Raw genomic sequence first — 24,998 nt, forward strand, 5'->3', positions numbered from 1 at the left:
CGCACTGTTCGTTAGGTTCCGGTAATTCGTCATGACGCAATCGCTTGCCACTTTCCTGTCGTTGTCGATCGACGGTGTGGCCTACGGGATGCTGCTGTTTCTCATCTCCGTGGGCCTCACGGTCACGCTCGGCGTGATGCGCGTGGTCAACCTCGCGCACTCCGCTTTCGCCATGATCGGCGGTTATTTCACCTTGTGGGCCATGCAACGTGCCGGGCTCGATTTCTTCGTCGCGCTGCTCGTCGGCGTGCTCGGCACGATGTTGCTGGGCGCCGTGCTCGAACGCACGCTGTATCGCTGGGTCTACACGGCCAACGGTCTGGGGCAGTTGCTCATGACGATCGGGCTGGCGTTCATCATCTGCGCGATCGCCAAGCACCTCGCCGGTACGGAGTTGCAGACGATTCCGGTGCCGCAGGGATTGCGCGGCACGTGGGACTTCGGTGCGTTCTCGGTGTCGGTGTATCGCATCTTCGCGCTGGTGTGCAGTGCGGTCGTCGCCTTCGGCATCTGGCTCGGGCTGGAACGCACGTCGTTCGGCGCGAAGCTGCGCGCGGCCGTCGACAACCCGCGCATGGCGCGCTGTGTCGGCATCGACGTACCGCTCGTGTTCTCGATCACGTTCGCCATCGGTTGCGGTCTGTCCGGGTTGGGCGGTGCGCTGTCGAGCCAGATTCTGCCGCTGGAGCCGTACTACGGCCTGAAGTATCTGGTGCTCGTGCTGATCGTGGTTGCCGCCGGTGGTCTGGGCAGCTTGCGCGGTTCGCTGTACGCCGGGCTGCTGCTGGGCCTGATCGACACGCTCGGCCGTTACTACGTGCCTGCGCTCGGCGCTTTCATGATCTATCTGGCCGTGCTGGCCATTCTGCTGATCCGCCCGCAAGGGTTGGTCGGTCGCGCCTGAGCGGAGGATGACGATGTCGCAAACGAATCCTTCGCCGTCGACGGGCAACCTCGGGCAAGTGGTCCCGGCGCTGCGTCGCAAGCGCCTGGGCATGCTCGACGCGCTACTGCTGCTCGCCGCCGTCGCCACCTACTTCTTCGCCGATCTGTATCTCGCGCTCGCCACGAGCGTGCTGATTATGATCATCTTCGCGCTCTCGCTCGACCTCGTGCAGGGCTATTGCGGTATCGAGACGCTGGGGCACGCGGCCTTCTTCGGCAGCGGCGCCTATGCGGCCGGACTGTTCGCGCTGCATGTGTCGCCGAATCCGCTGCTGGGGCTCGTGGCGGGCGCCGTGGTCGCGGGTGTCGTGGGACTGATCACGGGCGTGGTCGTGCTGCGCGTGAGCGGCCTCACACAGATCATGCTCACGCTTGCCTGCGCCACGCTGCTCTATGAAGCGGGCAACATCGCCAAGTCGATCACGATGGGCGACGATGGCCTGACGGGCTACACCATCGCCCCGGTGCTCGGCATGTTCGAGTTCGATATCTACGGCCACACGGCGTATCTGTATGCGCTGGCGGTGTTGCTCGTCGTGTATCTGTTCACCCAGTTCCTCGTGAACTCGCCGTTCGGACTGACGGTGCAGGGCATTCGCGAGAACGCCATGCGCATGTCGCTGCTCGGGGTGCGCGTGGGGCTGCGTCGTCTGATGCTCTACACGATCGCCGCGGCGGTGGCCGGTGTCGCGGGTGCCCTCTCGGCGCAGGTCAACAACATCGTGGCGTTGGACACGCTGTCGTTCACGCTGTCGGCCAACGTGCTCGTGATGCTCGCCCTCGGCGGCACCGGACGTCTCTATGGCGCAGTGCTCGGCGCGGTCGTCTTCATGGTGCTGTCCGATCGCATCGCCGCTATCGACCCGACGAACTGGCTGGCCGCGCTCGGCGTGCTGCTGATCGTGGTCGTGCGCTTCGCGCCGGACGGTCTGATCGGTGTGGTCGATCGCATGGCGGCACGTGTGCGGCGTCAGGCCCCGGTGGTGACGTCGACCGATAACGGCAACGGCAATACGCATCACGCGCTCAACGCGAAAGCAACGACCACGGACAAGGAGGTGACGCCGTGAGCGCTGCACTCGAAATTCAGGGGCTGTCCAAACGCTTCGGCCAGTTGGACGTGACCCGCAACGTCAGCCTGTCGCTGCCGGTCGGTGCGCGTCACGCGCTGATCGGGCCGAACGGCGCGGGCAAGAGCACGTTGATGAACCTGCTCACCGGCGTGCTCAAGCCGAACGCGGGCGTGGTGCGTGTGGGCGGGACGGACGTCACGTCGATGCCGTCGCACAAGCGCGTGAAGCTGGGCCTGGCCCGCACGTTCCAGTTGAACACGCTGTTCGACACGCTCACGGTCGCGGAGAACGTGGCGCTGGCGCTCACGTCGCGACGCGGTCTGGACGGGCGTATCGGCAAGCCGCTGGCGAGCCGTCCGGCTGTGGTCGAGGAAGCGGCGGAACGGCTGCGCGAACTCGGCATGATCGATCTCGCCGGCAAGCGCATCAACGAACTGGCTTACGGGCAGCGGCGTCAGGTCGAGATCGCACTGGGCCTGGCGCTCGATCCGAAGGTGCTGCTGCTCGACGAGCCCGTCGCAGGCGTGCCGTCGGGGCAGGGACGCAAGCTGTTCGAACTGCTCGAACGTCTGCCGCAAGACGTCGCCGTGATGGTCATCGAACACGACATGGATCTGGTCTTCCGCTTCGCGCGCCGCATCACGGTGCTGGTCGAGGGCGCGGTGCTCATGGAAGGCGAGAAGGACGAAGTGCGCAGCGATCCGCGCGTGCGCGATATCTATCTGGGGCGTCGCCATCATGACTGACATTCTGCTCGAAGCCGGCGGACTCAGTGCCGGATATGGCGAGACCATCGTGCTCGAAGACCTGAGCCTGCGCGTGGCGGCCGGTGAGGCCGTTGCCATTCTCGGACGCAATGGCGTCGGCAAAAGCACGTTGCTGCTCAGTCTGCTCGGACTCACCACGCGCCACGGCGGCGTGCTGCGCTATCGCGACGACGACATCACGTCGTGGCCCGCGTACAAGCGGGCTCGTGCCGGACTCGCGCTGGTGCCGCAGGAACGCGAAATCTTCAAATCGCTTTCCGTCGAAGAGAACCTGCAAGTGTCGGCGATGGGCGATGTCGCCGGCGCGACCAATGCCACCAATGCCGGGGGCGATGACGCCTGGACGCTGGCGCGCGTGTACGACCTGTTCCCGCGCCTGAAGGAGCGGCGTCGCAATCTCGGCAACCAGCTCTCGGGTGGCGAGCAGCAGATGCTCGCCATCGGCCGCGCACTCATCGGCAATCCCCGCGTGATTCTGTTCGACGAGCCGTTCGAAGGCCTCGCACCGGTGATCGTCGATCAACTGGTCGACGCGTTCTGGAAGCTGCGCGCCGACGGCGGGATGGGCGTAGTGCTTGTGGAGCAGCACGCGGAACTGGGGCTGGAACTCACCGATCGGGCGCTGGTGCTCGACCGGGGGCGTCAGGTCTGGGCGGGACGCAGCAGCGATCTGGCGGCGTCGCCGGAATTGCTCGGCTCGCTCGTCGGGCTGGAAAGCGCCTGAGCGGCGCTGACGACATCTGCAACACAAGCGACACGCAAGCGGCACACGCGACACATCAGCCACACGTATCAGAGTCAAACACATGAGCACAACACAGCACACCAATGCCGCAGGCCCGTCGGCGCCATCGGGTCTCTCGGGTCTCGTGGTCAGCGCGCACTCGGCCGACTTCGTCTGGCGCGCGGCAGGCACCATCGCCACGCACGTCGCGCAGGGCTACCGCGTGAAGATCGTCTGCCTGTCCTTCGGCGAGCGTGGCGAGTCGGCCAAGCTCTGGCGCAAGGGCGCGGAGATGACCGAAGCGAAGGTCAAGACCGCGCGTCGTGAAGAAGCGCAGCGCGCCGCCGACATTCTGGGCGCGGAGATTGAATTTCTCGACATCGGCGACTACCCGATGCGCGTGTCGGACGAAACGCTCTTCAGGCTCGTCGACATCTATCGCGAATTGCAGCCGTCGTTCGTGCTGAGCCATTCGGAGAAGGACCCCTACAACTTCGATCACCCGCTGGCGATGCACGTCACGCAGGAGGCTCGCGTGATCGCGCAGGCCGAGGGCCACAAGCCGGGCGAGAAGATCATCGGCGCGCCGGCGGTGCTCGCGTTCGAGCCGCATCAGACCGAGCAGTGCGAGTGGATTCCGAACACCTTCGTGGACATCACGCCGGTGTGGGAAAAGAAGCGCGCGGCCATCGAATGCATGGCCGGTCAGGAGCATCTCTGGGATTACTACACGCGCGTGGCGCTGCAACGCGGTGTGCAGGCCAAACGCAACATCGGCATCACGGCGGCGCGCGACATCAAGTACGCGGAAGGGTTGATGCGTCTGACCCCCGTCGTCGCTCAGCACCTCTCGTAAGCCATGCCGTCACTGTCACCCGTTATGGAGTCACTGTCATGATTCGCGGCGTTGTCGTTCGTCAAATTCCCCGTGTCGATGCCGCCACGCTCGACATTCTGCGCAGCGCCGGCAGCGCCACCGTGCATGAGGCGCAGAGCCGCCTGGGCCTGATGGCGACGTATCTGCGTCCGATCTATAAAGGCGCCAGCGTTGCAGGCAGCGCCGTGACGGTGCTCGCACCGCCCTCCGACAACTGGATGCTGCATGTAGCGGTCGAGCAGGCGCAGCCGGGCGATATCGTCGTGGTCGGCGTGACCTCGCCGTGCGACGACGGCTACTTCGGCGATCTGCTCGCCACGTCGATGAAAGCGCGCGGCGTCGCGGGTCTGATCATCGACGCCGGTTGCCGTGACATCGGCACGCTCACCGAGATGCAATTCCCGGTGTGGTCGAAAGCCATCTCGTCGCAGGGCACCGTCAAGGAAACTCTCGGTTCGGTGAACGTGCCGGTGGTGTGCGCCAACCAGATCGTGAACCCGGGCGATGTGATCGTGGCCGATGACGATGGTGTCGTCGTCGTGCCCTTCGCCACGGCGCAGGTCGTCGCCAGGGCTGCCGCGGCTCGCGGTGCCGACGAAGCCTACAAGCGCGGTGTGCTCGCAGGCGGCACGTTGGGACTGGACTACTACAAGATGCGTGAGCGCCTCGCGGCAAAGGGCTTGCGCTACGTCGACTCGATCGACGAGTTGACGAGCGAGTGAGCGGTGCGTCCATGAGGCATTCCCAAACGCGCATTCGCGCCGCCGTCATGCGCGGCGGCACCTCGAAGGGGCTCTACTTCCTCGCCGACGATCTCCCGGCGGATGTCGCCACGCGCGATGCCGTGTTGCTCGCCGCGATGGGCTCGCCCGATGCGCGCCAGATCGACGGCATGGGCGGGGCGAACCCGCTCACGAGCAAGGTCGCGATCGTCTCGAAGGCGACGCGCCCCGATGCCGACGTCGACTATCTGTTCGCACAAGTCGTGGTCGACGAAGCGCGTGTCGACTACGGACAGAACTGCGGCAACCTTCTCGCGGGCGTAGGGCCGTTTGCGATCGAGCGAGGGCTCGTCGCTGCTACGGGCGACGTGACGGACGTCGGCATTCACATGGTCAACACGGGACAGGTAGCGGTTGCCACGGTGCAGACCCCGGATGGCGCCGTGAAGTACGACGGCGATGTGGCCATCGACGGCGTGCCGGGCACGTCCGCGCCGATTCCACTGATGTTTCGCGACACCGCCGGCTCGTCCTGCGGCGCACTGTTTCCGACCGGACAGCGTCAGGAGGTCGTCGAAGGCGTCATGGTGACGTGCATCGACAACGGCATGCCGCTCGTGCTCATGCGTGCGCAGGACCTCGGATGTTCCGGTGCGGAGTCCTGCGACCAGCTCGAAGCCGGGCCGGCATTTCAGGCGATGCGCGAGCGGATCGAGGCGATCCGTCTTGCCGTCGGTCCGCGCATGCATCTGGGCGACGTGCGCTCGCGCACGGTGCCGAAGATGTGTCTCGTCGCGCCGCCCCAAGCCGGGGGGGCGCTCGCTACGCGCTGTTTCATCCCGCATCGCTGTCATTCGTCCATCGGTGTGCTCGCGGCCGTGAGCGTAGCGACGGCGGCGGCATTGCCGGGCACCGTCTGTCATGAGATGACCGTGTTGCCGGACGGCGACGCGCCGCTGCTCTCCATCGAACATCCGACGGGTGAATTCACCGTGCGGCTGGCGCTCGGTCTCGATGCCGACGGCGCGACGGCGGTGACCGGCGCCGGTCTGCTGCGCACCGCGCGCTGGCTGTTCGACGGCGAGGTGTGCATTCCCACGCGTGTCTGGACGCAAGGAGAGGCGGCATGAACTTCGAACGTCCCCCGTTGCTCATGCTTCCCGGCCTGCTTTGCGATCAGGTCGCGTGGGCGGCGACCGCTGCCTTGTTGCCCGAATTCGATTGCCGCGTGCCTGCATGGGGCGCGCTCGACACCATTGGTGCGATGGCCGATCACGTGCTCGCCACGACGCCGGAGCTGCGCTTCGCGCTCGCCGGTCATTCTATGGGCGGACGCGTCGCGCTGGAGGTGGTGCGTCGCGCACCGCACCGCGTGAGCCGTCTCGCGTTGCTCGATACCGGTTATCAGGCATTGCCCGATGGCGAAGCCGCCGAGAAGGAACGGAGCGGTCGCGCGGCGTTGCTCGCCCGATCGCGCGAGCACGGCATGCGCGCCATGGGACAGGTCTGGGCCACGGGCATGGTGCATCCCGATCAGATCGGCACGCCGCTGTTCGACGCGATTCTCGACATGATCGAGCGCAGCGATTCCGAGCAGTTCGCGGCGCAGATCCGGGCGTTGCTCGGACGGCCCGACGCCACGCCGCAACTGGCCGACATCCGTTGCCCGACGCTCGTGCTGTGTGGTCGGCAGGACACCTGGAGCCCGCTCGCCCGTCACGAAATCATGGCCCGCGCGATTTCCGGCGCGGTGCTGAGCGTGGTGGAACACAGCGGTCACATGAGTCCGATGGAACGGCCCGAAGCCGTGTCCGGCGCGATGCGCGCGTGGATGGCGTTGCCGTCGGTGGAGGTTTCGCCGTCATGACGCAGCCATTCTCGCTGGAAGATCCGCAGCCCCTACAAACCGAAGGCGATGCGCCACAGGACGAGATCGTCGATCAGCAGAGCCTCGACGCACTGCGTGCCAAGCAGGCGTGCCACGACCTCGTGATGCGCTTCGTGTTGTGCAACGACCGGCGCGACCCGCACGGACTCGCGGCGCTGTTCGCGGAGAAGGGCGTGCTGGTGCGTCCCAATGGGCAGACGTTGGTCGGTCGTGCGGCCATTGCCGCCGCGTACGCGGATCGTCCGGCAGATCGGCTCACGCGGCACCTCGTCGGCAACGTGCTGATCGACGTGACGTCGGCCACCGGCGCCATCGGCAGCAGCACCGTGTTGCTGTGGAGCGGCTCGGCGCAGGACGTGCCGGGGCCGTTCGGGCGTCCCGCGCAAGGCCGTCAGGTGATGGGCGAGTTCGAAGACACGTTCGTGCGCACCGCGCAGGGCTGGCGCATCGCGCGCCGCGAAGCCCGGTTCACGTTCGTACGCGAGGCGTGAGCGGCAAATCGCGCCAGACATCGTGGGGGCCGACGCCGAAGGCAGCACTGGAGGCGGCGCTGGTCACTTGCAAGCGCAGGAAAGCAGTACCCGGAGGCGGCCGTAGTGCCGTCCCGAAAAAGGCTGAGCCGAGGGCGATGCCACCGGTTCGGAGGGTGTGGTTTGGAGTAGCGGTATCAAAAAACAAGGGGACAGAAGTGAAAGTGAAATACGCATTGGCCGCTGGCCTGCTGCTGGGTGCAGGCCTGGCGCACGCGCAAAGCAACGTGACGCTGTACGGGATCATCGATACCGGCATCGCCTATTACAACAATGCCGCCAACGGTGGCAGCTTCGTCGGCGAGCCGACCCTCACGGGTAAGGTGCCGTCACGCTTCGGCTTCAAGGGGGTCGAGGATCTGGGTGGCGGTCTGAAGGCCGTCTTCACGTTGGAAAACGGCTTCCAGCCGGGCACCGGCGGCCTGAACTATGGTGGACGTCTGTTCGGCCGTCAGGCGAACGTCGGTCTGTCGGGTTCGTGGGGGACGTTGCTCATCGGCCGTCAGAACAACATGACGTTCTACGTCACGGGCAACGCCGACGTGATCGGGCCGTCGATCTTCTCGCTCGCGAGTATCGATCCGTACATCGCCAACGCACGTAGCGACAGCGCCATCGGTTACATGGGCAAGTTCTCCGGCGTGACCGTTGGCGCGACGTACAGCTTCGGTCGCGATGCGTCGTCGGCAGGCGGCCCGTCGGCGACCAACTGCGCGGGTAACGTCGCAGGCAACTATCAGGCGTGCAAGCAGTTCACCGGCCTGATCGGCTACGACTACGAGAACTTCGGTATTTCGGCGTCGTACGACCAGATGCGCGGCAACACGGGCGCCGCCGCTCCCCTGACCAGCTCGAATTACACCGATTCGCACTCGGTCATCAACGCGTACTACAAGTGGTCGTCGGGTCGTGTGGGTGGCGGCTGGATCCACCGTAACGTGAGCGCGGATGCCGCATCGCTGCGCTCGGACATCTACTTCATCGGCTTCACGTATCTGCCGACGATCACGTGGGCGTTCGACGCGCAAGCCATTCGCTATCAGTTGAAGAGCCGTGCCAACGCGACGATGCTCATCGGCCGCGCCACGTACTCGCTGTCCAAGCGGACGTCGCTGTACGGCATGGCCGGCTGGGTGGCGAACAGCCAGAACGGTGCGGTGGCGATTGCCGCCGGCGGTTCGGTCGTCACCGGTGGCAATCAGTTCGGCACGATGCTGGGCATTCAGCACACGTTCTGAGCGAGCAGCACCTGACGCGACATCAAGCGCAACACTAAGCGCGACATCAAGCGCGGCACCGCGTAGCGAGCACGTGTGAGGCGTCCGGGGGGACGACGCGCACGTGACGCGGTGCTGCGTCACTCCCTGTTGCGGGCGCATGCCGTGGTGGCGTGCTGCGCACCACCAGAGAGTGATCCGGCAGACGTTGTGCGGCATGACCGTGTGCAGCCGAACATTCCCCGAGCTGCACCATTGCGCATGATTTTCCTGCCCGGCCCGGGCTATGATGCCGACACAGGCACTGGCTGGCGAGAAGCGATTCCCGGGCCGAGACTTTTTCCTTTCACGACGTTTTCTCCATGAAGCCACCGATGGCCCCCGCCGCACCGCTCGCCGAAGGACTCAGCGCGAGTGCGCGCCGCATTGCCGTGCCATCCATCCTGCTGGGCACCTTCCTCGGCAATCTCGATGCCTCCATTGCCAACGTTGCGCTGCCGACCATCGCGCGCGATCTCGTGGCCGATCCGGCGGCGACCGTCTGGGTCGTCAACGCCTATCAACTGATTTTCGCGATGGCCGTGCTGCCGCTCGCGGCGCTGGGCGAGAAGCTCGGTTACCGGCGGGTGTTTCTGTTCGGCGTGGCGGGATTCACGCTGGCATCGCTCGGCTGTGCGCTGGCGCCGAGCCTGTCGTGGCTCGTTGCGGCGCGCGTGGTGCAGGGGCTGTGTGGCGCGTGCATGTCGACCATCGTCCCCGCGTTATTGCGTATGGTCTTTCCGCAACACATGGGCGGACGCGCCATCTCTTTGCTTGCTCTGACGGTCGCGCTGTCGACGGCCGCCGGGCCGAGTGTCGCGGCGGCAATCCTGTCGCTCGGCGACTGGCGCTGGCTGTTCGCCATCAATCTGCCGATCGGACTGGTGGCGCTGGCGGCGTCGGCGCGGTTCCTGCCGCGCACGCCGGGGGCCGAGCGTCGCATCGATGTGCCGGGGGCGTTGCTCAATGCCGGGACGCTCGCGCTCATCATCATCGGTCTGGGACACATCGGTGAAGCGGGCCATCACGGCGTGGCCGCGTTGCAGATCGTGCTCGGGCTGATCGTCGCCGTGGTGCTGGTGCGCCATCAGCGTAGCCGGCAGGCGCCGTTGTTGCCGCTGGATCTGCTGCGCGTGCCGGTACTGGCGCTGTCGTCGCTCACGTCGGTGGCGTGCTATATGGCGCAGACGCTGGCGTACGTCGGCATGCCTTTCCTGTTGCAGCACACCTTCGCGCGTGGCGAAGCGGCGACAGGGTTGCTGATTACCCCCTGGCCGCTGGTGATCGTGTTCGTCGCCCCGCTGGCCGGGCGTCTGTCGGATCGCTTCGACAGCACCCGCATGAGCGCGCTCGGGCTGGGGGTGTTCGCGGCAGGACTGGCGTTGCTCGCGTGGCTGCCCGCCGGTGCGAGCGACTGGGCCATTGCATGGCGCATGGTGGTCTGCGGCATCGGTTTCGGTTTTTTCCAGACACCGAACAACCGGATCATCATGATGGGCGCGCCGCGCGAGCGCAGTGGGGCGGCAAGCGGGCTGATGACGATTGCGCGCACGGTGGGCATGACGCTCGGTGCCGCAGTGGTGGCGCTGCTGTTCGATCTGTATGGCGATGGTGGCGCGCGAGCGGCCATGATCTGCGCGACGGCGCTGGCCGCACTCGGGGGCGGGGTCAGTTTGTTGCGGGTCAGGGCGAAGGCGCGGGCCGGCAGGTAAAACAACGAACGCAGCGCGCCTGCGCCGCCGATTTCGACATCTTGTATGGGGAATGTATGGGAATAAAACGACGAGGGCAGGCGGCGTAAGGCGGGCCGGGCGAATTTGTCAAAGCGGGCCTCGCGCGATAGCATCTTGCCTTGCTGTGACGGTGCCGCGTTCCCGGGCTTGAGGGACGCATTCACTGATGGCGTCGGTCATGTTCACGTATCTCCTCGCAAGAATCCGCTATCTCCGTGCCTTCTTCTCACGTTCTGAGCCGGCGACGCCGGGCGCCTCGCGCCCGCAGCGAGCACGGCACGCGCGGTCCGGTCTGGTTGTTCGATCTGGACAACACGTTGCACCGCGCGTCTCACGCGATCTTTCCGCGCATTAACCGCGCGATGACCGCCTATATCGTCGAGACGCTGGGGTTGGGGCAGGACGAAGCCAATCTGTTGCGCTCGACCTACACGGAGCGCTATGGCGCGGTGCTGCTCGGGCTGATCCGGCATCACGCCATCGATCCGCATGAATTTCTCGCGCGTGTGCACGAGCTGCCGCCGCTGGCCGAGGTGCTGCGCGCCGAGCGCGGCCTCGCGCGACTGCTGGCCGGTTTGCCGGGACGCAAGATTCTGCTGACAAACGCGCCCGCACATTACGCGATGCCGATCGTCGAGGCGCTGGGCATCCGTCGCCATTTCGAACGTTGCGTGAGCATCGAGGACATGGCGGATCGTCGTGGCTGGCGTGCGAAACCGGACGCGACGATGCTGCGTCGTCTGCTCGTGCGCGAGGGGCTGGCGCCCGCGCAGACGTGGCTCGTCGAGGACACCCGTACGCACCTGAAACACCTGCGGCATTTCGGCATCAAGACGGTCTGGGTCACGGGGCATCTGCCGGTCAGAAACAGTCTTGGCAAGGTCATGCCGCGAAGTGGCCGCCCACACTACGTGGATATCAAAGTACAATCTCTGCGCGAGTTACGGGCGTGCCTAGCGACCGGGGAAGGCGCGAAACGCGTGGCCCGGGCAGTCCGACAATCAAATCCCAACTGATAACGACCAGACGATGCAGCAGGAAAACTCTTCGAACGGCGCCGGTTACGGCACCGCCGATGCGCTGGAGGCCGCGCCAGCGCCGGTGAAGACCACCCGTCCCAAGCCGGGCGAGCGCCGCGTGCAGGTATTGCAAACCCTTGCCGCCATGCTCGAAACCCCCAAGGGCGAGAAGATCACGACGGCTGCGCTGGCGGCGCGCCTCGACGTTTCGGAAGCGGCGCTCTATCGCCACTTCGCGAGCAAGGCCCAGATGTTCGAAGGCCTGATCGAATTCATCGAACAGACCATCTTCGGTCTGATCAATCAGATTTCCGCACAGGATCAGGACGGCGTGTCGCAAGCACGCGCCATCGTGCTGATGCTGCTCGGTTTCGCCGAGAAGAACCCCGGCATGACGCGCGTGCTGACCGGCGAAGCGCTGGTCGGTGAACACGAGCGTCTGCAGGAGCGCATGAACCAGTTGCTCGACCGCATCGAGGCGTCGCTGCGCCAGGTGCTGCGTCTGGCGGCGGCACAAGGTACGTTGCCGGAAACGTTCGACGCCAATTCGCGAGCCAACCTGCTCGTGTCTTACGTGCTCGGCCGCTGGCACCGTTTCGCCAAGAGCGGCTTCAAGCGCTCGCCGGCCGAAGGCGCTGAGCCGCAAGTCGCGGCACTACTGCGCTAAGCCGGGGGTCTGCGCCCTGTGCGCGGATTACGTTATACTTTTGCAACACGCGATGAGGCCGACGCAATACCGTCGGGCCTTGTCGCGATGATTGGCGCGCCGATTTGGTGACTCGCTTGCGGGCGCGCGAATGACTCTGCCGGAGACACTCCGGCGTGGGACATTCACTAAAAATGCGGCTAAAGAGGTCGTTCGCGCACCCCGCCGTTTTTCCGTCGACCCCTTTTCCCGCACAGAACGCTTCAGGACTTCGTTCGTCGATTCGTATCGTCTTATGAATCGGCGCAGACGTTGGCCGGCATGTTTCGGACAGGGATTTATGGAATCTTCAATCGGAATCGTCACGCCGCAGCGGATGCATTTCGCTGAGCCGCTGGCATTGCAGAACGGCAGCACCCTCGCGGGCTACGACCTGATGGTCGAGACCTACGGCGAGCTCAATGCCGATCGCAGCAATGCGGTGCTGGTGTGTCACGCGCTCAATGCGTCGCATCACGTGGCGGGCATCGCCGCCGACAACCCCAAGGATGTCGGCTGGTGGGACAACATGGTCGGCCCGGGCAAGCCGCTCGACACCAATCGCTTCTTCGTCATCGGGGTGAACAACCTCGGTTCGTGCTTCGGCTCGACCGGACCGATGAGTCTCGACGAATCCACCTGCACGCCGTACGGCGCGCGCTTCCCGGTCGTCACTGTCGAGGACTGGGTCAACGCGCAGGCACGTGTGGCCGATGTCTTCGGCATCCGCAAATTCGCCGCTGTGATGGGCGGTAGTCTTGGCGGCATGCAGGCGCTCGCGTGGAGCATCATGTATCCCGAGCGAGTGGGGCATTGTCTGGTGATCGCCTCCACACCGAAGCTTTCCGCACAGAACATTGCCTTCAACGAAGTGGCGCGCTCGGCCATCCTGTCCGATCCGGATTTCCACGGCGGCGACTATTACGCGCATGGCGTGGTGCCGCGTCGCGGGCTGCGCGTGGCGCGCATGATCGGGCACATCACGTATCTGTCCGACGAAGACATGGCGACCAAATTCGGCCGGGCATTGCGACGTGCCGAAGCGCTGGTCGACGATATCAAGGCCGGGGCCAACGGAAATGGGAACGGCAAGGACGACGGCTACCGCTTCAGCTTCGACGTGGAGTTCGAAGTCGAGTCTTACCTGCGCTATCAGGGCGACAAGTTCGCCGAGTATTTCGACGCCAACACGTACCTGCTGATCACGCGCGCGCTCGACTATTTCGACCCGGCGCGCACGGTCGGCGGCGATCTGGCGAAGGCGCTGTCGCACACGACGGCGAAGTATCTGATCGTGTCGTTCACGACCGACTGGCGTTTCGCGCCGACGCGTTCGCGCGAGATCGTCAAGGCGCTGCTCGATACGCGTCGCACGGTCAGCTACGCCGAAATCGATGCGCCGCACGGTCACGATGCTTTCCTGCTCACCGATTCGCGTTACCACAATCTGGTGCGCGCCTATTACGAACGTATCGCCCAGGAGGTCGGGGTATGAGTCAGTCCACCATTTCGGCGAACGGCGCAGGCGGTGTGTCGCTCAGTGCACAGGCGGCGCAACTGGCGGCGTCGCGCGATCGTATCTCGGCGTCGCTCGCGGATCGTCCCGACTTCCGGGTCATCGCACGATGGATCGAGCCGTCGTCGCAGGTCCTCGATCTTGGGTGCAGTGACGGGTCGTTGCTGCGTCTGCTGACCGATGAACTCGGTGTGAGCGGGTACGGCATCGAGATCGACGACGCGGGCGTGCTGGCGTCGGCGCAGCGCGGCATCAACGTCGTTCAGCAAAATATGGAAGACGGGCTGAAGCTCTTTGAGGATCAGAGCTTCGACACGGTCATTCTGTCGCAGACGTTGCAGACCATTCACCGCACGGCGGACATCTTGCGTGAGACGGTGCGCGTGGGACGCGAAGCCATCGTCTCTTTCCCAAATTTCGGCTACTGGCCGCATCGTCTGTCGGTGTTGCAGGGACGCATGCCAGTGTCGAAAAGCTTGCCGTTCCAGTGGCACAACACGCCGAACGTGCGTGTGCTGACGATCAAGGATTTCGAGGCGCTGGCGCCGGACGTCGGTGTGAAAATTCTGGATCGTGCGGTGTTGCATAACGGGCGACTCGTGTCGGTGGGCGCGAACTGGCGTGGTAGTCTTGCGGTCTATCGCGTCAAGCGTTCCTGAACCGACGGCAGCGTGCGGGGCAGCGTAGCGCCGGGCCCCTGACGGAAGCAGACACGGGGGCCGGGTGCCATGCACCGCAGGCGGCTGGCCCCAACTGTCCTTTCCATGACCGATTCGCTGCGGCCCGACGACGGGCGCGTCTTTCACCCCACGCGGATGCTCATCTGCGTGATTCTCGGGTTCACCTCCGGTCTGCCGCTTTTCATCCTGCTCAATCTCGTGCAGGCATGGTTGCGCAGCGAGCACGTCGATCTGAAGTCGATCGGTCTGTTCGCACTGATTCAGTTCCCCTACACCTGGAAGTTTCTGTGGGCGCCGCTCATGGACCGTTTCGCGCCCAATCTGCTGGGCTGGAAACCGGGTCGGCGTCGTGGCTGGATGTTCATCACGCAGTTGCTGGTGGCCGGGGCGGTGGCGATCATGGGGACGTATTCGCCGCAGCGCGATCTGATGACGATTGCGGCGCTCGCGGCGGCGCTGGCATTCTTCAGTGCGAGTCTCGACATCTGTCTGGATGCCTACCGGCGCGAGCTGCTGTCCGACCGTGAGCAGGGGCTGGGTACGGCGATGCACGTGAATGCCTACAAGGTGGCGGGTCTGGTGCCGGGATCGCTTGCGCTGATCATGGCCGACCATCTGCCGTGGTCGCAGGTGTTTTTTGCGACGGCAGCGTTCATGCTGCCGGGTATCGTGATGACGCTGGTGGTGAAGGAGCCGGAGATTCGCGGCACGCCGCCGAAGACGTTGCGCGAGGCGGTGGTCGAGCCGTTCCATGAATTCGTGACACGCGGCGGGTGGTCGCAGGCGTTGCTGGTGCTGGCGTTCATCTTTCTGTACAAGCTGGGCGATTCGATGGCGACGTCGCTGGCCACGTCGTTCTATCTGGATCTGGGTTTCACGAAGACGCAGATCGGCGTGGTCGCGAAGGCGACGAGTCTGTGGGCGAGCGTGGCGGGCGGCATCATCGGCGGGATCTGGCTGATCAAGCTGGGCATCAACCGGGGGCTGTGGGTGTTCGGCGTGCTGCAGCTGGTGTCGGTACTGGGCTTCGCATGGCTGGCAGAAGCGGGCGCGGTGGTGGCGGGGTTGGGTGCAGTGATCGCGTTCGAGGCGTTCACGGCGGGGTTGGGGACGGCCGCGTTCACGGCCTACATTGCGCGCACGACTGACCCGCGCTACACGGCAACGCAGTTCGCGTTGTTCACGAGTCTGGCGTCGGTGCCGCGCACGTTCGCGAATGCGGGCACGGGCTACATCGTGGACGGTGTGGGCTGGCTGACGTTCTTCCTCATCTGCACGGCACTCGCAGTGCCGGGCATGCTGCTACTACCCAAGGTCGCCCCGTGGGGCGCCGACGACGACGGCGGTGACGGCGTGCCTGCGGCGGGTGGGGCGCGGTAAGCCTGATCGATGTGCGGAAAGCGCGAGGTAGCGCAAACTAAAAGGCCAATCCCGTAAGGGTTGGCCTTCTGTTTTTCACTTGCCGTACCTGCCGCAAGACTTACAGTGCGTGATCGTAGTCCACCGTCAGCGGTGCGTGATCGCTGAACTTGATGTCGCGGAACACCGACGTCGTTTTTGCCTTGCCTGCGATACCCGGCGTGGCGATCTGATAGTCGATGCGCCAACCGACGTTCTTCGCATACGCCTGTCCGCGATTGCTCCACCACGTGTATTGCTCGGCGCGCTGGTCCAGCGTGCGGAAGACGTCCACATAACCGTGATCGTCGAACAATTGGGTGAGCCACGCACGTTCCTCTGGGAGGAAACCCGAGTTCTTCAGGTTGCCCTTCCAGTTCTTGATGTCGATTTCCTTGTGCGCGATGTTCACGTCGCCGCACAGCACGACTTCACGTCCTGCGGCCTTGAGCTCAAGCAGGTGCGGCATGAAGTCGGCCATGAAGCGGAACTTCGCTGCCTGACGCTCCTCGCCGCTCGATCCCGACGGGACGTACACCGAGATCACCGACAGATTGCCGTAACGCACCTCGACGTAACGACCTTCCGCGTCGAACTCCGTATTGTTCCAGCCGATGACGATGTCGTCCGGCTCGCGTCGCACGTACACGCCCGCGCCGCTGTAGCCCTTCTTCTCGGCGTAGTGGAAGTAGCCCTGATAGTCGTGCGGCTTGAGAAAGTCCGGCGTCATGTCTGGCAACTGCGCCTTGATTTCCTGCACGCAGAGGATGTCGGCGTCCTGATTGCCGAACCACTCGAAGAAGCCCTTCTTGGCGGCCGATCGCACGCCGTTCAGATTCGCGGTAATGATGCGCATGAGTGTCGAAGTGTCGAGGTGTCGTGCGACAACACGACAGCTAGGGGGAAATTTGTCAGCGGCAAGGATACCGCAATCGTCGGATGACGTCGGATCGCCCCCCCGGCAAACCGGGCGTGCCGATGTCGTGACACGTGGGACGACCCCGGCATCGGCACGCGCCGTCGCACATGGCATGGCAGGCAAACTTTCGGCTGCCGTCAGGTGCGGCGCGCTCCGCCCGCGATGGCGGCCTTGGCCTCGCCGTCGCCACCCGGGCCGAGAATGTCGCGGGCCAGTGCGAGCCAGCGTCGCGCCGCGTGCGAGAGGTAGGAGTCGCGCCGCCACGCCATGGCCAGATCCCACGGAATTTCCGGGTCGCGCACGTCGGTCATCACGAAACGCTTCGGATCCAGCCGCGCGCAGAAAGGCTCCGGCAACAGCGCGATGCCCACGCCGTTGTCCACCATCGAGGCAATGAAGTCCCACTGGCTGGAGCGTCCGGCAATTTTCGGCGTGAAACCTGCCCGCTGACACGCGGCAATCACGAACTCCGAGAGCGCAAACCCTTCGCCATAGAAGACGAAAGGCTCGTCGCGCAATTCACCGAGACCGACCGAGGCGCGTCCTTCCCAGCGAGAGTCGCGCGGTGCGATCAGACGCAGCCGGTAGTGACACACCGGCAGCACCTCCAGCACTGTCGGATCCACCGGCAGCAGCACCGCGCCCAGTTCGATCTCGCCCGCGAGCAACGCCTGCTCGATGGCCCGCGATCCGGTCTCGAACAACTTCATCTCGATGTCGGGATAGTGCTGGTGAAATGCGCCGATCACCGGGATGAACAGATCGCCGCCGAGCGGGGGGATGCCGATGGACAACTCACCCCGGGAAACGGTCTCAAGGTCGGCCAGCTCCTGCTGCAACCGCGCGTGGGCCGCGAGTACGTCCTGACCGCGCTCGAAGACAACGCGTCCCGCGTCGGTCAATTGCAGTCGCCGCCCCATGCCGCGCTCCTCGCGCAACATCAGCGGCGTGCCCAGTTCGTCTTCCAGCGCCTTGACCATCTTGCTCACGGTCGGCTGTGTGACGAAAAGCGCTTCGGCCGCCGCCGTGAAGCTCTGCTGTCGCACAACTTCAACAAATCCTCGTAACGCACGCAGTTCCATTTTGGTTCTCTCGAATGCACCTTAATGGTGCTTAATCGACGCAAGCCCCGTCCCGTAAGGCTTTTTCATGCACTATCAGGGTTAATACTTAAATTATTCCAATTTGGAATCGATTTTATACGACTAATTCATTATATTTATGTTGCGGTGCTTCCTATACTCCTTTCCATATTCGTGAAAACCCTTATGGAGCCCGCCATGACCAAGACGATCGCCAGCCGTGTGTATACCCGCAGCAAGGGCATTGTCAGCGTGCTCTGGCAGATTGCGCTCCTCACGGGTATCTATCTGGCAGCCGATGCTGCGTCGCGTCATTTTCATCTGCCCCTGCCGGGCGGCGTGCTGGGTCTGCTGGTCGTCGTGGCGCTGCTCATGAGCGGCGTGCTGAAGACGGAGAAGATCAAACGCGGCGCGGAGTGGTTTCTGGCCGAGATGATCCTCTTCTTCGTGCCGCTGGTCGCCGCCGTCATGCAATACACCGACCTGCTGCGTCAGGAAGGCCTGCAACTGCTGGCCGTGATCGGCGTGGGCACGGTGCTCGTGATGGTCTCGACGGCGCTGGCCGTGGACTTCGCCTGCCGTGCCGAACGTCATCTGAAGCGCGCCCTCGTTCGCATTCCGGCTCGCCGTGCCCATGCGCACGACGCCCGCTGATGCCGCGCGAGTCTTGCCACACTTTCCGCGCGTCTAGCGGTTGCCGGGACTTGTCATGAATCATACGGCGCTCCTGCTGCTCGTTCTTACCGTCTTCTTCTATTACGTCTCGAAGCGCCTGTACGCGCGCTTCGGCAAGGTGTGGCTCGGGCCGGCGATTCTTGCCCCTATCCTCGTCATCGGCGTGATGATCGGCGGCGATATCTCCTATACGACGTACATTGCCGACTCGCGCTGGCTCGTGTGGCTGCTCGGACCCACGACGATCGCCTTTGCGGTGCCGATCTACGAGCATCGCGACATCATCCGCCGTCACGCCTTCGCGCTGACATTCGGCGTGCTCGTGGCGATGGTCGTGGCCGTGGGCAGTTCGTACGTGCTCGCCCGGTTGTTCGAACTGCCGCCCGAGATGGCGCGCAGCCTGCTCGCCCGCTCCATCTCCACGCCGTTCGCGCTGGTCGTGTCCGATCAGCTTGGCGGCTCGCGCGATCTCGTCGGGCTCTTCGTCATCATCACCGGCCTGATCGGCATGCTGCTCGGCGAGGCATTGCTCTCGTGGCTGCCGCTGCGCACGCGCATGGCCCGGGGCGCACCGTTCGGCGCAGGCGCGCATGGGTTCGGCACGGCCAAGGCGCGTCAGATCGGTGGCGAAGAGGGCGTCGTCGCCAGCCTCGTCATGATGATCAACGGCGTGCTCATGGTGCTCGCCGCACCGTTGATCGCCCATCTCCCGCTCTGAGAAAAAATAACCCTTCGGGCGTCGCCCCAGACGCAACGCGGCCCATCAGTTTTGCTACAATGCCGGGGTCTTGAGGAGCGTTGCGACAGCCGAAGTGCTGCCAGGCTCAAGATCCTTCCTATTGGCCCCGCCGGCCGCCGGATTACCCCCGGATCGTTGGCGAGCGGGCCCCAAGAACGGCGCTCACGTCCCAACTATCTAGACTTTAGAGAAAGGAGGCGTGATGAACGCCGTAGTCGATTCGAAGTTTTCCGATTTCCACGTTGCCGATATCAAGCTGGCCGACTGGGGCCGCAAAGAGCTGACCATCGCCGAGAGCGAAATGCCGGGTCTGGTCGCCACTCGCGCCGAGTTCAAGGCCAGCCAGCCGCTCAAGGGCGCCCGCATCGCCGGTTCGCTGCACATGACCATTCAGACGGGCGTGCTCATCGAGACGCTGACCGCGCTGGGCGCCGAAGTGCGCTGGGCCTCGTGCAACATCTTCTCGACGCAAGACCACGCTGCTGCCGCCATCGCCGCTGCCGGCATTCCGGTGTTCGCCTTCAAGGGCGAGTCGCTCGACGAATACTGGGAATACAGCCACCGCATTTTCGAATGGCCGAACGGCGAGTTCGCCAACATGATTCTCGACGACGGTGGCGACGCCACGCTGCTGCTGATTCTGGGCAGCAAGGCCGAGAAGGACATCTCGGTCGTCGGCAACCCGACGAACGAAGAAGAAGTTGCGCTGTACGCGTCGATCAAGCGTCACCTGGAAGTCGATCCGCAGTGGTACAGCAAGCGTCTGTCGCAGATCAAGGGCGTGACCGAAGAGACCACCACGGGCGTGCACCGTCTGTACCAGATGGAAAAGGACGGCACGCTGCCGTTCCCGGCCATCAACGTGAACGACTCGGTCACCAAGTCGAAGTTCGACAACCTGTACGGCTGCCGCGAGTCGCTCGTCGACGGTATCAAGCGAGCTACCGACGTGATGATCGCGGGCAAGATCGCGCTCGTGGCCGGTTACGGCGACGTGGGTAAGGGCTGCGCGCAAAGCCTGCGCGGTCTGGGCGCCACGGTGTGGGTCACGGAAATCGATCCGATCTGCGCGTTGCAGGCGGCGATGGAAGGCTACCGTGTCGTGACGATGGATTACGCTGCCGACAAGGCCGACATCTTCGTGACGGCGACCGGCAACTTCCACGTGATCGATCACGACCACATGGCCGCGATGAAGCATCAGGCCATCGTGTGCAACATCGGCCACTTCGACTCGGAAATCAACGTGGCGTCGACCCGCAAGTACCAGTGGGAAAACATCAAGCCGCAAGTCGATCACATCATCTTCCCGGACGGCAAGCGCATCATTCTGCTCGCCGAAGGCCGCCTCGTGAACCTCGGCTGCGCTACGGGCCACCCGTCGTTCGTGATGAGCAACTCGTTCACGAACCAGACGCTCGCCCAGATCGAACTGTTCGTGCACGGCGCCAAGTACAAGAACAGCGTGTACGTGCTGCCGAAGCATCTGGACGAGAAGGTGGCGCGTCTGCACCTGGGCCGTATCGGTGCCGAACTGACCGTGCTGAGCGACGATCAGGCGAAGTACATCAGCGTCGACAAGAACGGTCCGTTCAAGCCGGCTCACTACCGCTATTGATCGTTCGTTGGTGTCGCCGGGCTGCCGCTAGCGCTTAACGATGGCGGCAGGCTGCCGGTGCCTCGCACGGAGGGGTGCGACGCGCCGGCTGGCGGCGAGAACACGGTGCGGCGGCGTCAGTTGCCGCCGCGCTCGCATTTCCCTGTATTTCCCAACGCCGGTGACGGTAGACGTCCGTGCCCGGCATGCATAAACGGAGCTTGCCATGCGTCTGCTGCTGATTTGGCTCATCAATGCCATCGCGCTTCTCGTTTTGCCGTACATCGTGTCGGGCGTTCAGCTCAAGGGCATCGGCACGGCGCTGATCGTTGCGGTCGTGCTCGGCCTGATCAACGCGTTCCTGCGTCCGTTGCTCGTAGTGCTCACGCTGCCCGTGACGGTGGTCACGCTGGGGCTGTTCATCTTCGTCATCAACGCGCTGTTGTTCTGGCTCGCCTCGCACGTGGTCAAGGGCTTCGAAGTCTCGGGCTTCTGGGCGGCGCTCTTCGGCTCGCTGCTGTACAGCCTGATCTCGTGGATTCTGTCGGCGCTGGTGTTCGGCGGCGATCGCGCCACCAACGTCTGAGTCTCAACGCCGTCACGCCATCGCGTCGGCGGTTATTTGCAGGAAACCCGTAAGTCATGTCGCAAGCTCTTCGTGCCGATCAGGCCCTCGTTTCCCGGGGGCTTGCCGCGTCGCGCACCGTCGCCCAACGTCTGATCGATGCCGGTCGCGTGTACTACGCGGGCACCGAGACGGCGCTCAAGAAGGCCAGCCAGCCGGTGGCGAGCGATGAAGTGCTGGAAGTGCGTGCGGCGGCCGACGGCCTGCCGGGAGAAGATCGCTACGTGTCGCGCGGTGGCCTGAAGCTCGCTGGCGCGCTGATACAGACGGGACTCGACGTGACGGGGCGTGTGGCCCTCGACGTCGGTCTTTCGACCGGCGGCTTCGCCGATTGCCTGTTGCAGGCGGGCGCGGCGCAGGTCGTGGGTGTGGACGTCGGACACGGACAACTGCATCAACGACTGATGAGCGAGCCTCGGCTGGTGTCGCTCGAAGGGATCAATGCACGGCATCTGTCGCGCGAGATGCTCGACGAACGTCTGGCTGAAGCCACTGACGCCACGCCGGACGACGCCCCGAAGACGGTGCCCGAAGCGGGCTTCGATCTGATTGTCGGCGACGTGTCGTTCATCTCGCTCACGCTGGTGCTGCCGGCGCTCGCACCGCTGCTGGCGACGGGCGGCGATCTGCTGATGCTGGTCAAGCCGCAATTCGAAGTGGGACGGGAGCACATCGCGCGCGGTGGCCTCGTGAAAGATACCGCGCAGTACGCGCAAGTAGAGACAAAAATCCGCACCGCCTGTGAAGCGCTCGGACTGACGGTAGCCGCCTGGCTCGACAGTCCCATCGCCGGCGGCGACGGCAACCGGGAGTTTTTCGTGCACGCCACGCATGCGGCATGAGCGGCTCTCTCGATAACAAGACGATCATGACGCAACCTTCCTTCAGTTTCGAATTCTTCCCGCCCAAGACCGCCGACGGCGCGGAGAAGCTGCGCGCTACGCGCGAGCAACTGTTCCCGCTCGGCCCGAAGTTCGTCTCGGTAACGTTCGGCGCCGGTGGTTCGACGCAGCAGGGCACGCTCGACACCGTCATCGAAATCCAGCGCGAAGGCGTGGAAGCCGCACCGCACCTGTCATGCGTCGGCTCGACCAAAGACAACATCCGCGAGATCCTCAATACCTACCGGGGTAACGGCATTCGTCACATCGTGGCGCTGCGCGGCGACCTGCCGTCGGGGATGGGCGAGATCGGCGAGTTCCGTTACGCGTCGGAGCTGGTCGAATTCATTCGCGCCGAGACCGGCGACTGGTTCCATATCGAAGTGGCCGCTTACCCGGAATACCACCCGCAAGCCAAGTCGCCGCGTCTGGATCTGGAGCACTTCGCCAACAAGGTGAAGGCGGGCGCGAATGCGGCGATCACGCAGTATTTCTTTAATGCAGACGCCTACTTCCGTTTCGTCGACGATGCTTCGCGGCTCGGCGTGACGGTGCCGATCGTGCCGGGCATCATGCCTATCACGAATTACTCGCAGATGATGCGGTTCTCGGAGATGTGCGGCGCTGAAGTGCCGCGCTGGATCGCCAAGCGCCTTGAAGGGTTCGGTGACGATCGCGAGTCGATCCGGGCTTTCGGCCTCGATGTGGTCACGGCGCTGTGCGAGCGCTTGCTCAAGGACGGCGCGCCGGGACTGCACTTTTACACGCTCAACGCCGCGTCGGCGACCAAGGCGATGTGGCAGCGTCTGGGTCTGTAAGGCGCGTCGCGCAATCGTTTGCCAATCGATTGCGGGTCAGAAGTCAATTCTGATCATAATTGGGTGATTTCCTATGCAAAAACACCACAAATCCTCCATTCGGTAGGGATTTGGTGTGTTGTTACGCGGGTGAAGCTTCAGTAATATCCCTCGAGAGTTCGGTGGCGTCATGCTACCGAGCGTCAACTCAACCTCGAGGAGCCTATGAAACAGACTCTCACCCTGCGTTTGCTGTTGGCTGCAACTGCGCTGGCCGGTGCGACGGCGATGATGCCCGCATCTGCTGTCGAGCTCCCGAACAAGACCCTCGTCTACTGCTCCGAGGGCAGCCCCGCCGGTTTCGATCCGGGGCAACTCACCACCGGTACCGATTTCGATCCCGCCGACGCCATCTACAACCGGCTCATCGCCTTCGTGCCGGGGGAGACTGGCGTGATGCCGTCGCTTGCCGAGAAGTGGGATATCTCGCCGGACAACAAGATCTATACCTTCCACCTGCGCAAGGGTGTGAAGTTCCACACCACCGATTACTTCAAGCCCACGCGCGACTTCAACGCCGAAGACGTGAAGTTCACGTTCGAGCGCATGGGCGATCGCGAAATGCCGTTCCGCAAGGCCTATCCGACGGAATTCCCGTACTACGTGGACATGGGCATGCAGGCGGACATCGACCGCATCGAGATCGTCGATCCGTACACCGTGCGCTTCGTGCTCAAGAAGGTCGACGCGCCTTTCATCCAGAATCTGGCCATGTCGTTTGCGTCGATCTTGTCGAAGGAATACGCAGACAAGCTGCTCGCGGCGAACAATCCGCGTGACATCGCGCTCAAGCCGGTCGGCACCGGTCCGTTCATCTTCCGCAGCTACACGAAGGACGCCACGCTGCGAATGGACGGTAATAAGGAGTACTGGAATACGAACCTGCCGCCGAAGGTGGGCAAGCTCGTCTTCGCCATCACGACGGACGCCAACGTGCGTATCCAGAAGCTCAAGCGCAACGAGTGCCAGGTGGTGACATACCCGCGTCCGGCGGACGTGGACGCGCTCAAGGCCGACATTCAGGCGCAGGGCAAGGCATCGAAGATCAAGATGCCGGATCAGGTCGGGTTCAACCTCGGCTATGTGGCCTACAACGTCAAGAAGGCGCCGCTCGATCGCGTGGAAGTGCGTCAGGCGCTCGACATGGCGATCAACAAGCAGGCGATTCTCCAGTCGGTGTACGGCTCGGCCGGACAGTTGTCGAACGGTGCGCCGATGCCGCCGACGCAATGGTCCTACGACAAGAACATCAAGCAGGCCGCCTACGATCCGGAGAAGGCCAAGGCGCTGCTCGACAAGGCGGGCGTGAAGGGTGTCGAAATCACGCTGTGGGCCATGCCGGTGCAACGTCCGTACAACCCGAACGGCAAGCTGATGGCCGAGATGATTCAGGCCGACTGGGCGAAGATCGGCGTGAAGGCCAACATCGTCACCTACGAATGGGGCGAGTACATCAAGCGTGCCAAGGCGGGCGAGCATGACGCCATGCTCATCGGCTGGACGGGCGACAACGGCGACCCCGACAACTGGCTCGGCGTGCTGCTCGGCTGCGACTCGATGAATGGCAACAACTTCTCGAAGTGGTGCTACAAGCCGTTCGACGACCTGATCAAGCAGGCACGTCAGACCACGGATCAGAAGGAGCGCACCAAGCTCTACACGCAGGCGCAGGAGATCTTCACGCAGCAACTGCCGTTCTCGCCCATTGCGCACTCCACGCAGTACAAGCCGATGGCGACGAACGTGAAGGGCTTCAAGCTCAGCCCGTTCAGCCGTAACAGCTTCGCCGGCGTGTCACTCGACTAAGGTC

At 64.1% G+C, this 24,998-nt stretch carries 25 protein-coding genes and 1 riboswitch; of the genes, 23 read left to right on the top strand and 2 right to left on the bottom strand.

What is annotated here, in order from left to right; all coding sequences use genetic code 11:
- Positions 1–31 precede the first annotated feature (31 nt).
- The 16 genes from PCA20602_RS08330 to PCA20602_RS08410 all read left to right on the top strand — a co-directional run bounded on the left by PCA20602_RS08330 (position 32) and on the right by PCA20602_RS08410 (position 15,795).
- Positions 32–904, top strand: coding sequence for a branched-chain amino acid ABC transporter permease (locus PCA20602_RS08330; protein ID WP_150720819.1), 873 nt, complete (start codon positions 32–34; stop codon positions 902–904).
- 13 nt (positions 905–917) lie between these two features.
- Positions 918–2,015, top strand: a complete 1,098-nt coding sequence (locus tag PCA20602_RS08335; RefSeq protein WP_150720820.1) for a branched-chain amino acid ABC transporter permease — start codon at positions 918–920, stop codon at positions 2,013–2,015.
- The gene (locus tag PCA20602_RS08340) at positions 2,012–2,764 is read left to right on the top strand and encodes an ABC transporter ATP-binding protein (protein ID WP_069343043.1); all 753 of its coding nucleotides are present in this window, start codon (positions 2,012–2,014) and stop codon (positions 2,762–2,764) included. The genes PCA20602_RS08335 and PCA20602_RS08340 overlap by 4 nt, the downstream gene beginning before the upstream one ends.
- Positions 2,757–3,509: an ABC transporter ATP-binding protein gene (locus tag PCA20602_RS08345; protein ID WP_150720821.1), complete on the top strand. Its 753-nt coding sequence runs from the start codon at positions 2,757–2,759 to the stop codon at positions 3,507–3,509. The genes PCA20602_RS08340 and PCA20602_RS08345 overlap by 8 nt, the downstream gene beginning before the upstream one ends.
- An 82-nt stretch (positions 3,510–3,591) precedes the next feature.
- Positions 3,592–4,365 (top strand): PIG-L deacetylase family protein, encoded by a 774-nt coding sequence (locus PCA20602_RS08350; RefSeq protein WP_150720822.1) that lies wholly within the window; start codon positions 3,592–3,594, stop codon positions 4,363–4,365.
- Positions 4,366–4,403: 38 nt separating this feature from the next.
- A complete protein-coding gene (locus PCA20602_RS08355; protein WP_174980913.1) occupies positions 4,404–5,108 on the top strand; it encodes a 4-carboxy-4-hydroxy-2-oxoadipate aldolase/oxaloacetate decarboxylase in 705 nt (234 codons plus the stop codon).
- An 11-nt stretch (positions 5,109–5,119) separates the two neighbouring features.
- Positions 5,120–6,238, top strand: coding sequence for a 4-oxalomesaconate tautomerase (locus PCA20602_RS08360; RefSeq protein WP_150720823.1), 1,119 nt, complete (start codon positions 5,120–5,122; stop codon positions 6,236–6,238).
- Positions 6,235–6,975, top strand: coding sequence for an alpha/beta fold hydrolase (locus PCA20602_RS08365; RefSeq protein WP_150720824.1), 741 nt, complete (start codon positions 6,235–6,237; stop codon positions 6,973–6,975). The genes PCA20602_RS08360 and PCA20602_RS08365 overlap by 4 nt, the downstream gene beginning before the upstream one ends.
- Entirely contained in the window at positions 6,972–7,487 is a 516-nt protein-coding gene (locus PCA20602_RS08370; protein ID WP_150720825.1) for a nuclear transport factor 2 family protein, read from the top strand. The genes PCA20602_RS08365 and PCA20602_RS08370 overlap by 4 nt, the downstream gene beginning before the upstream one ends.
- A 203-nt stretch (positions 7,488–7,690) precedes the next feature.
- A complete protein-coding gene (locus PCA20602_RS08375; RefSeq protein WP_425495658.1) occupies positions 7,691–8,764 on the top strand; it encodes a porin in 1,074 nt (357 codons plus the stop codon).
- Positions 8,765–9,105: 341 nt separating this feature from the next.
- Entirely contained in the window at positions 9,106–10,494 is a 1,389-nt protein-coding gene (locus PCA20602_RS08385; RefSeq protein ID WP_246182084.1) for an MFS transporter, read from the top strand.
- 236 nt (positions 10,495–10,730) lie between these two features.
- On the top strand, positions 10,731–11,531 hold the full coding sequence (locus PCA20602_RS08390; RefSeq protein WP_150720827.1) for an HAD-IA family hydrolase: 801 nt from the start codon (positions 10,731–10,733) through the stop codon (positions 11,529–11,531).
- Positions 11,532–11,544: 13 nt separating this feature from the next.
- Positions 11,545–12,201 (top strand): nucleoid occlusion factor SlmA, encoded by a 657-nt coding sequence (gene slmA / locus PCA20602_RS08395; protein ID WP_063389806.1) that lies wholly within the window; start codon positions 11,545–11,547, stop codon positions 12,199–12,201.
- Positions 12,202–12,520: 319 nt separating this feature from the next.
- A complete protein-coding gene (gene metX / locus PCA20602_RS08400) occupies positions 12,521–13,714 on the top strand; it encodes a homoserine O-succinyltransferase MetX (RefSeq protein WP_150720828.1) in 1,194 nt (397 codons plus the stop codon).
- Positions 13,711–14,394 carry a methionine biosynthesis protein MetW gene (gene metW, locus PCA20602_RS08405; RefSeq protein WP_246182085.1) on the top strand — a complete coding sequence of 228 codons (684 nt, stop codon included), beginning with the start codon at positions 13,711–13,713 and terminating at the stop codon, positions 14,392–14,394. The genes metX and metW overlap by 4 nt, the downstream gene beginning before the upstream one ends.
- A 105-nt stretch (positions 14,395–14,499) precedes the next feature.
- On the top strand, positions 14,500–15,795 hold the full coding sequence (locus tag PCA20602_RS08410; protein ID WP_150720829.1) for an AmpG family muropeptide MFS transporter: 1,296 nt from the start codon (positions 14,500–14,502) through the stop codon (positions 15,793–15,795).
- Positions 15,796–15,895: 100 nt separating this feature from the next.
- Here PCA20602_RS08410 and PCA20602_RS08415 read toward each other — a convergent pair whose 3' ends face one another.
- Both PCA20602_RS08415 and PCA20602_RS08420 read right to left on the bottom strand, forming a co-directional pair.
- On the bottom strand, positions 15,896–16,669 hold the full coding sequence (locus PCA20602_RS08415; protein ID WP_150720830.1) for an exodeoxyribonuclease III: 774 nt from the start codon (positions 16,667–16,669) through the stop codon (positions 15,896–15,898).
- Positions 16,670–16,869: 200 nt separating this feature from the next.
- Entirely contained in the window at positions 16,870–17,814 is a 945-nt protein-coding gene (locus tag PCA20602_RS08420) for a LysR family transcriptional regulator (RefSeq protein ID WP_069342034.1), read from the bottom strand.
- 198 nt (positions 17,815–18,012) lie between these two features.
- Between PCA20602_RS08420 and PCA20602_RS08425 the strand changes: the two genes are divergently transcribed.
- From PCA20602_RS08425 to PCA20602_RS08455, 7 genes are all read left to right on the top strand, one after another.
- Positions 18,013–18,468 (top strand): CidA/LrgA family protein, encoded by a 456-nt coding sequence (locus tag PCA20602_RS08425; RefSeq protein ID WP_069342035.1) that lies wholly within the window; start codon positions 18,013–18,015, stop codon positions 18,466–18,468.
- A gap of 55 nt (positions 18,469–18,523) precedes the next feature.
- Positions 18,524–19,207 (top strand): LrgB family protein, encoded by a 684-nt coding sequence (locus PCA20602_RS08430; protein ID WP_069342036.1) that lies wholly within the window; start codon positions 18,524–18,526, stop codon positions 19,205–19,207.
- A 66-nt stretch (positions 19,208–19,273) separates the two neighbouring features.
- A riboswitch (S-adenosyl-L-homocysteine riboswitch) is annotated at positions 19,274–19,399 on the top strand.
- A gap of 31 nt (positions 19,400–19,430) precedes the next feature.
- Positions 19,431–20,846 carry an adenosylhomocysteinase gene (ahcY, locus tag PCA20602_RS08435; RefSeq protein ID WP_150720831.1) on the top strand — a complete coding sequence of 472 codons (1,416 nt, stop codon included), beginning with the start codon at positions 19,431–19,433 and terminating at the stop codon, positions 20,844–20,846.
- Between the two features lie 205 nt (positions 20,847–21,051).
- Positions 21,052–21,411, top strand: coding sequence for a phage holin family protein (locus tag PCA20602_RS08440; protein ID WP_069342038.1), 360 nt, complete (start codon positions 21,052–21,054; stop codon positions 21,409–21,411).
- Positions 21,412–21,467: 56 nt separating this feature from the next.
- Positions 21,468–22,292, top strand: a complete 825-nt coding sequence (locus PCA20602_RS08445) for a TlyA family RNA methyltransferase (RefSeq protein ID WP_150720832.1) — start codon at positions 21,468–21,470, stop codon at positions 22,290–22,292.
- A gap of 26 nt (positions 22,293–22,318) precedes the next feature.
- A complete protein-coding gene (gene metF, locus PCA20602_RS08450) occupies positions 22,319–23,149 on the top strand; it encodes a methylenetetrahydrofolate reductase [NAD(P)H] (protein WP_069342115.1) in 831 nt (276 codons plus the stop codon).
- A 204-nt stretch (positions 23,150–23,353) separates the two neighbouring features.
- On the top strand, positions 23,354–24,994 hold the full coding sequence (locus PCA20602_RS08455) for an ABC transporter substrate-binding protein (RefSeq protein ID WP_150720833.1): 1,641 nt from the start codon (positions 23,354–23,356) through the stop codon (positions 24,992–24,994).
- The last annotated feature ends 4 nt before the right edge of the window (positions 24,995–24,998 follow it).

This window comes from Pandoraea capi, assembly GCF_902459735.1.
Classification (GTDB): Bacteria; Pseudomonadota; Gammaproteobacteria; order Burkholderiales; family Burkholderiaceae; genus Pandoraea; species Pandoraea capi.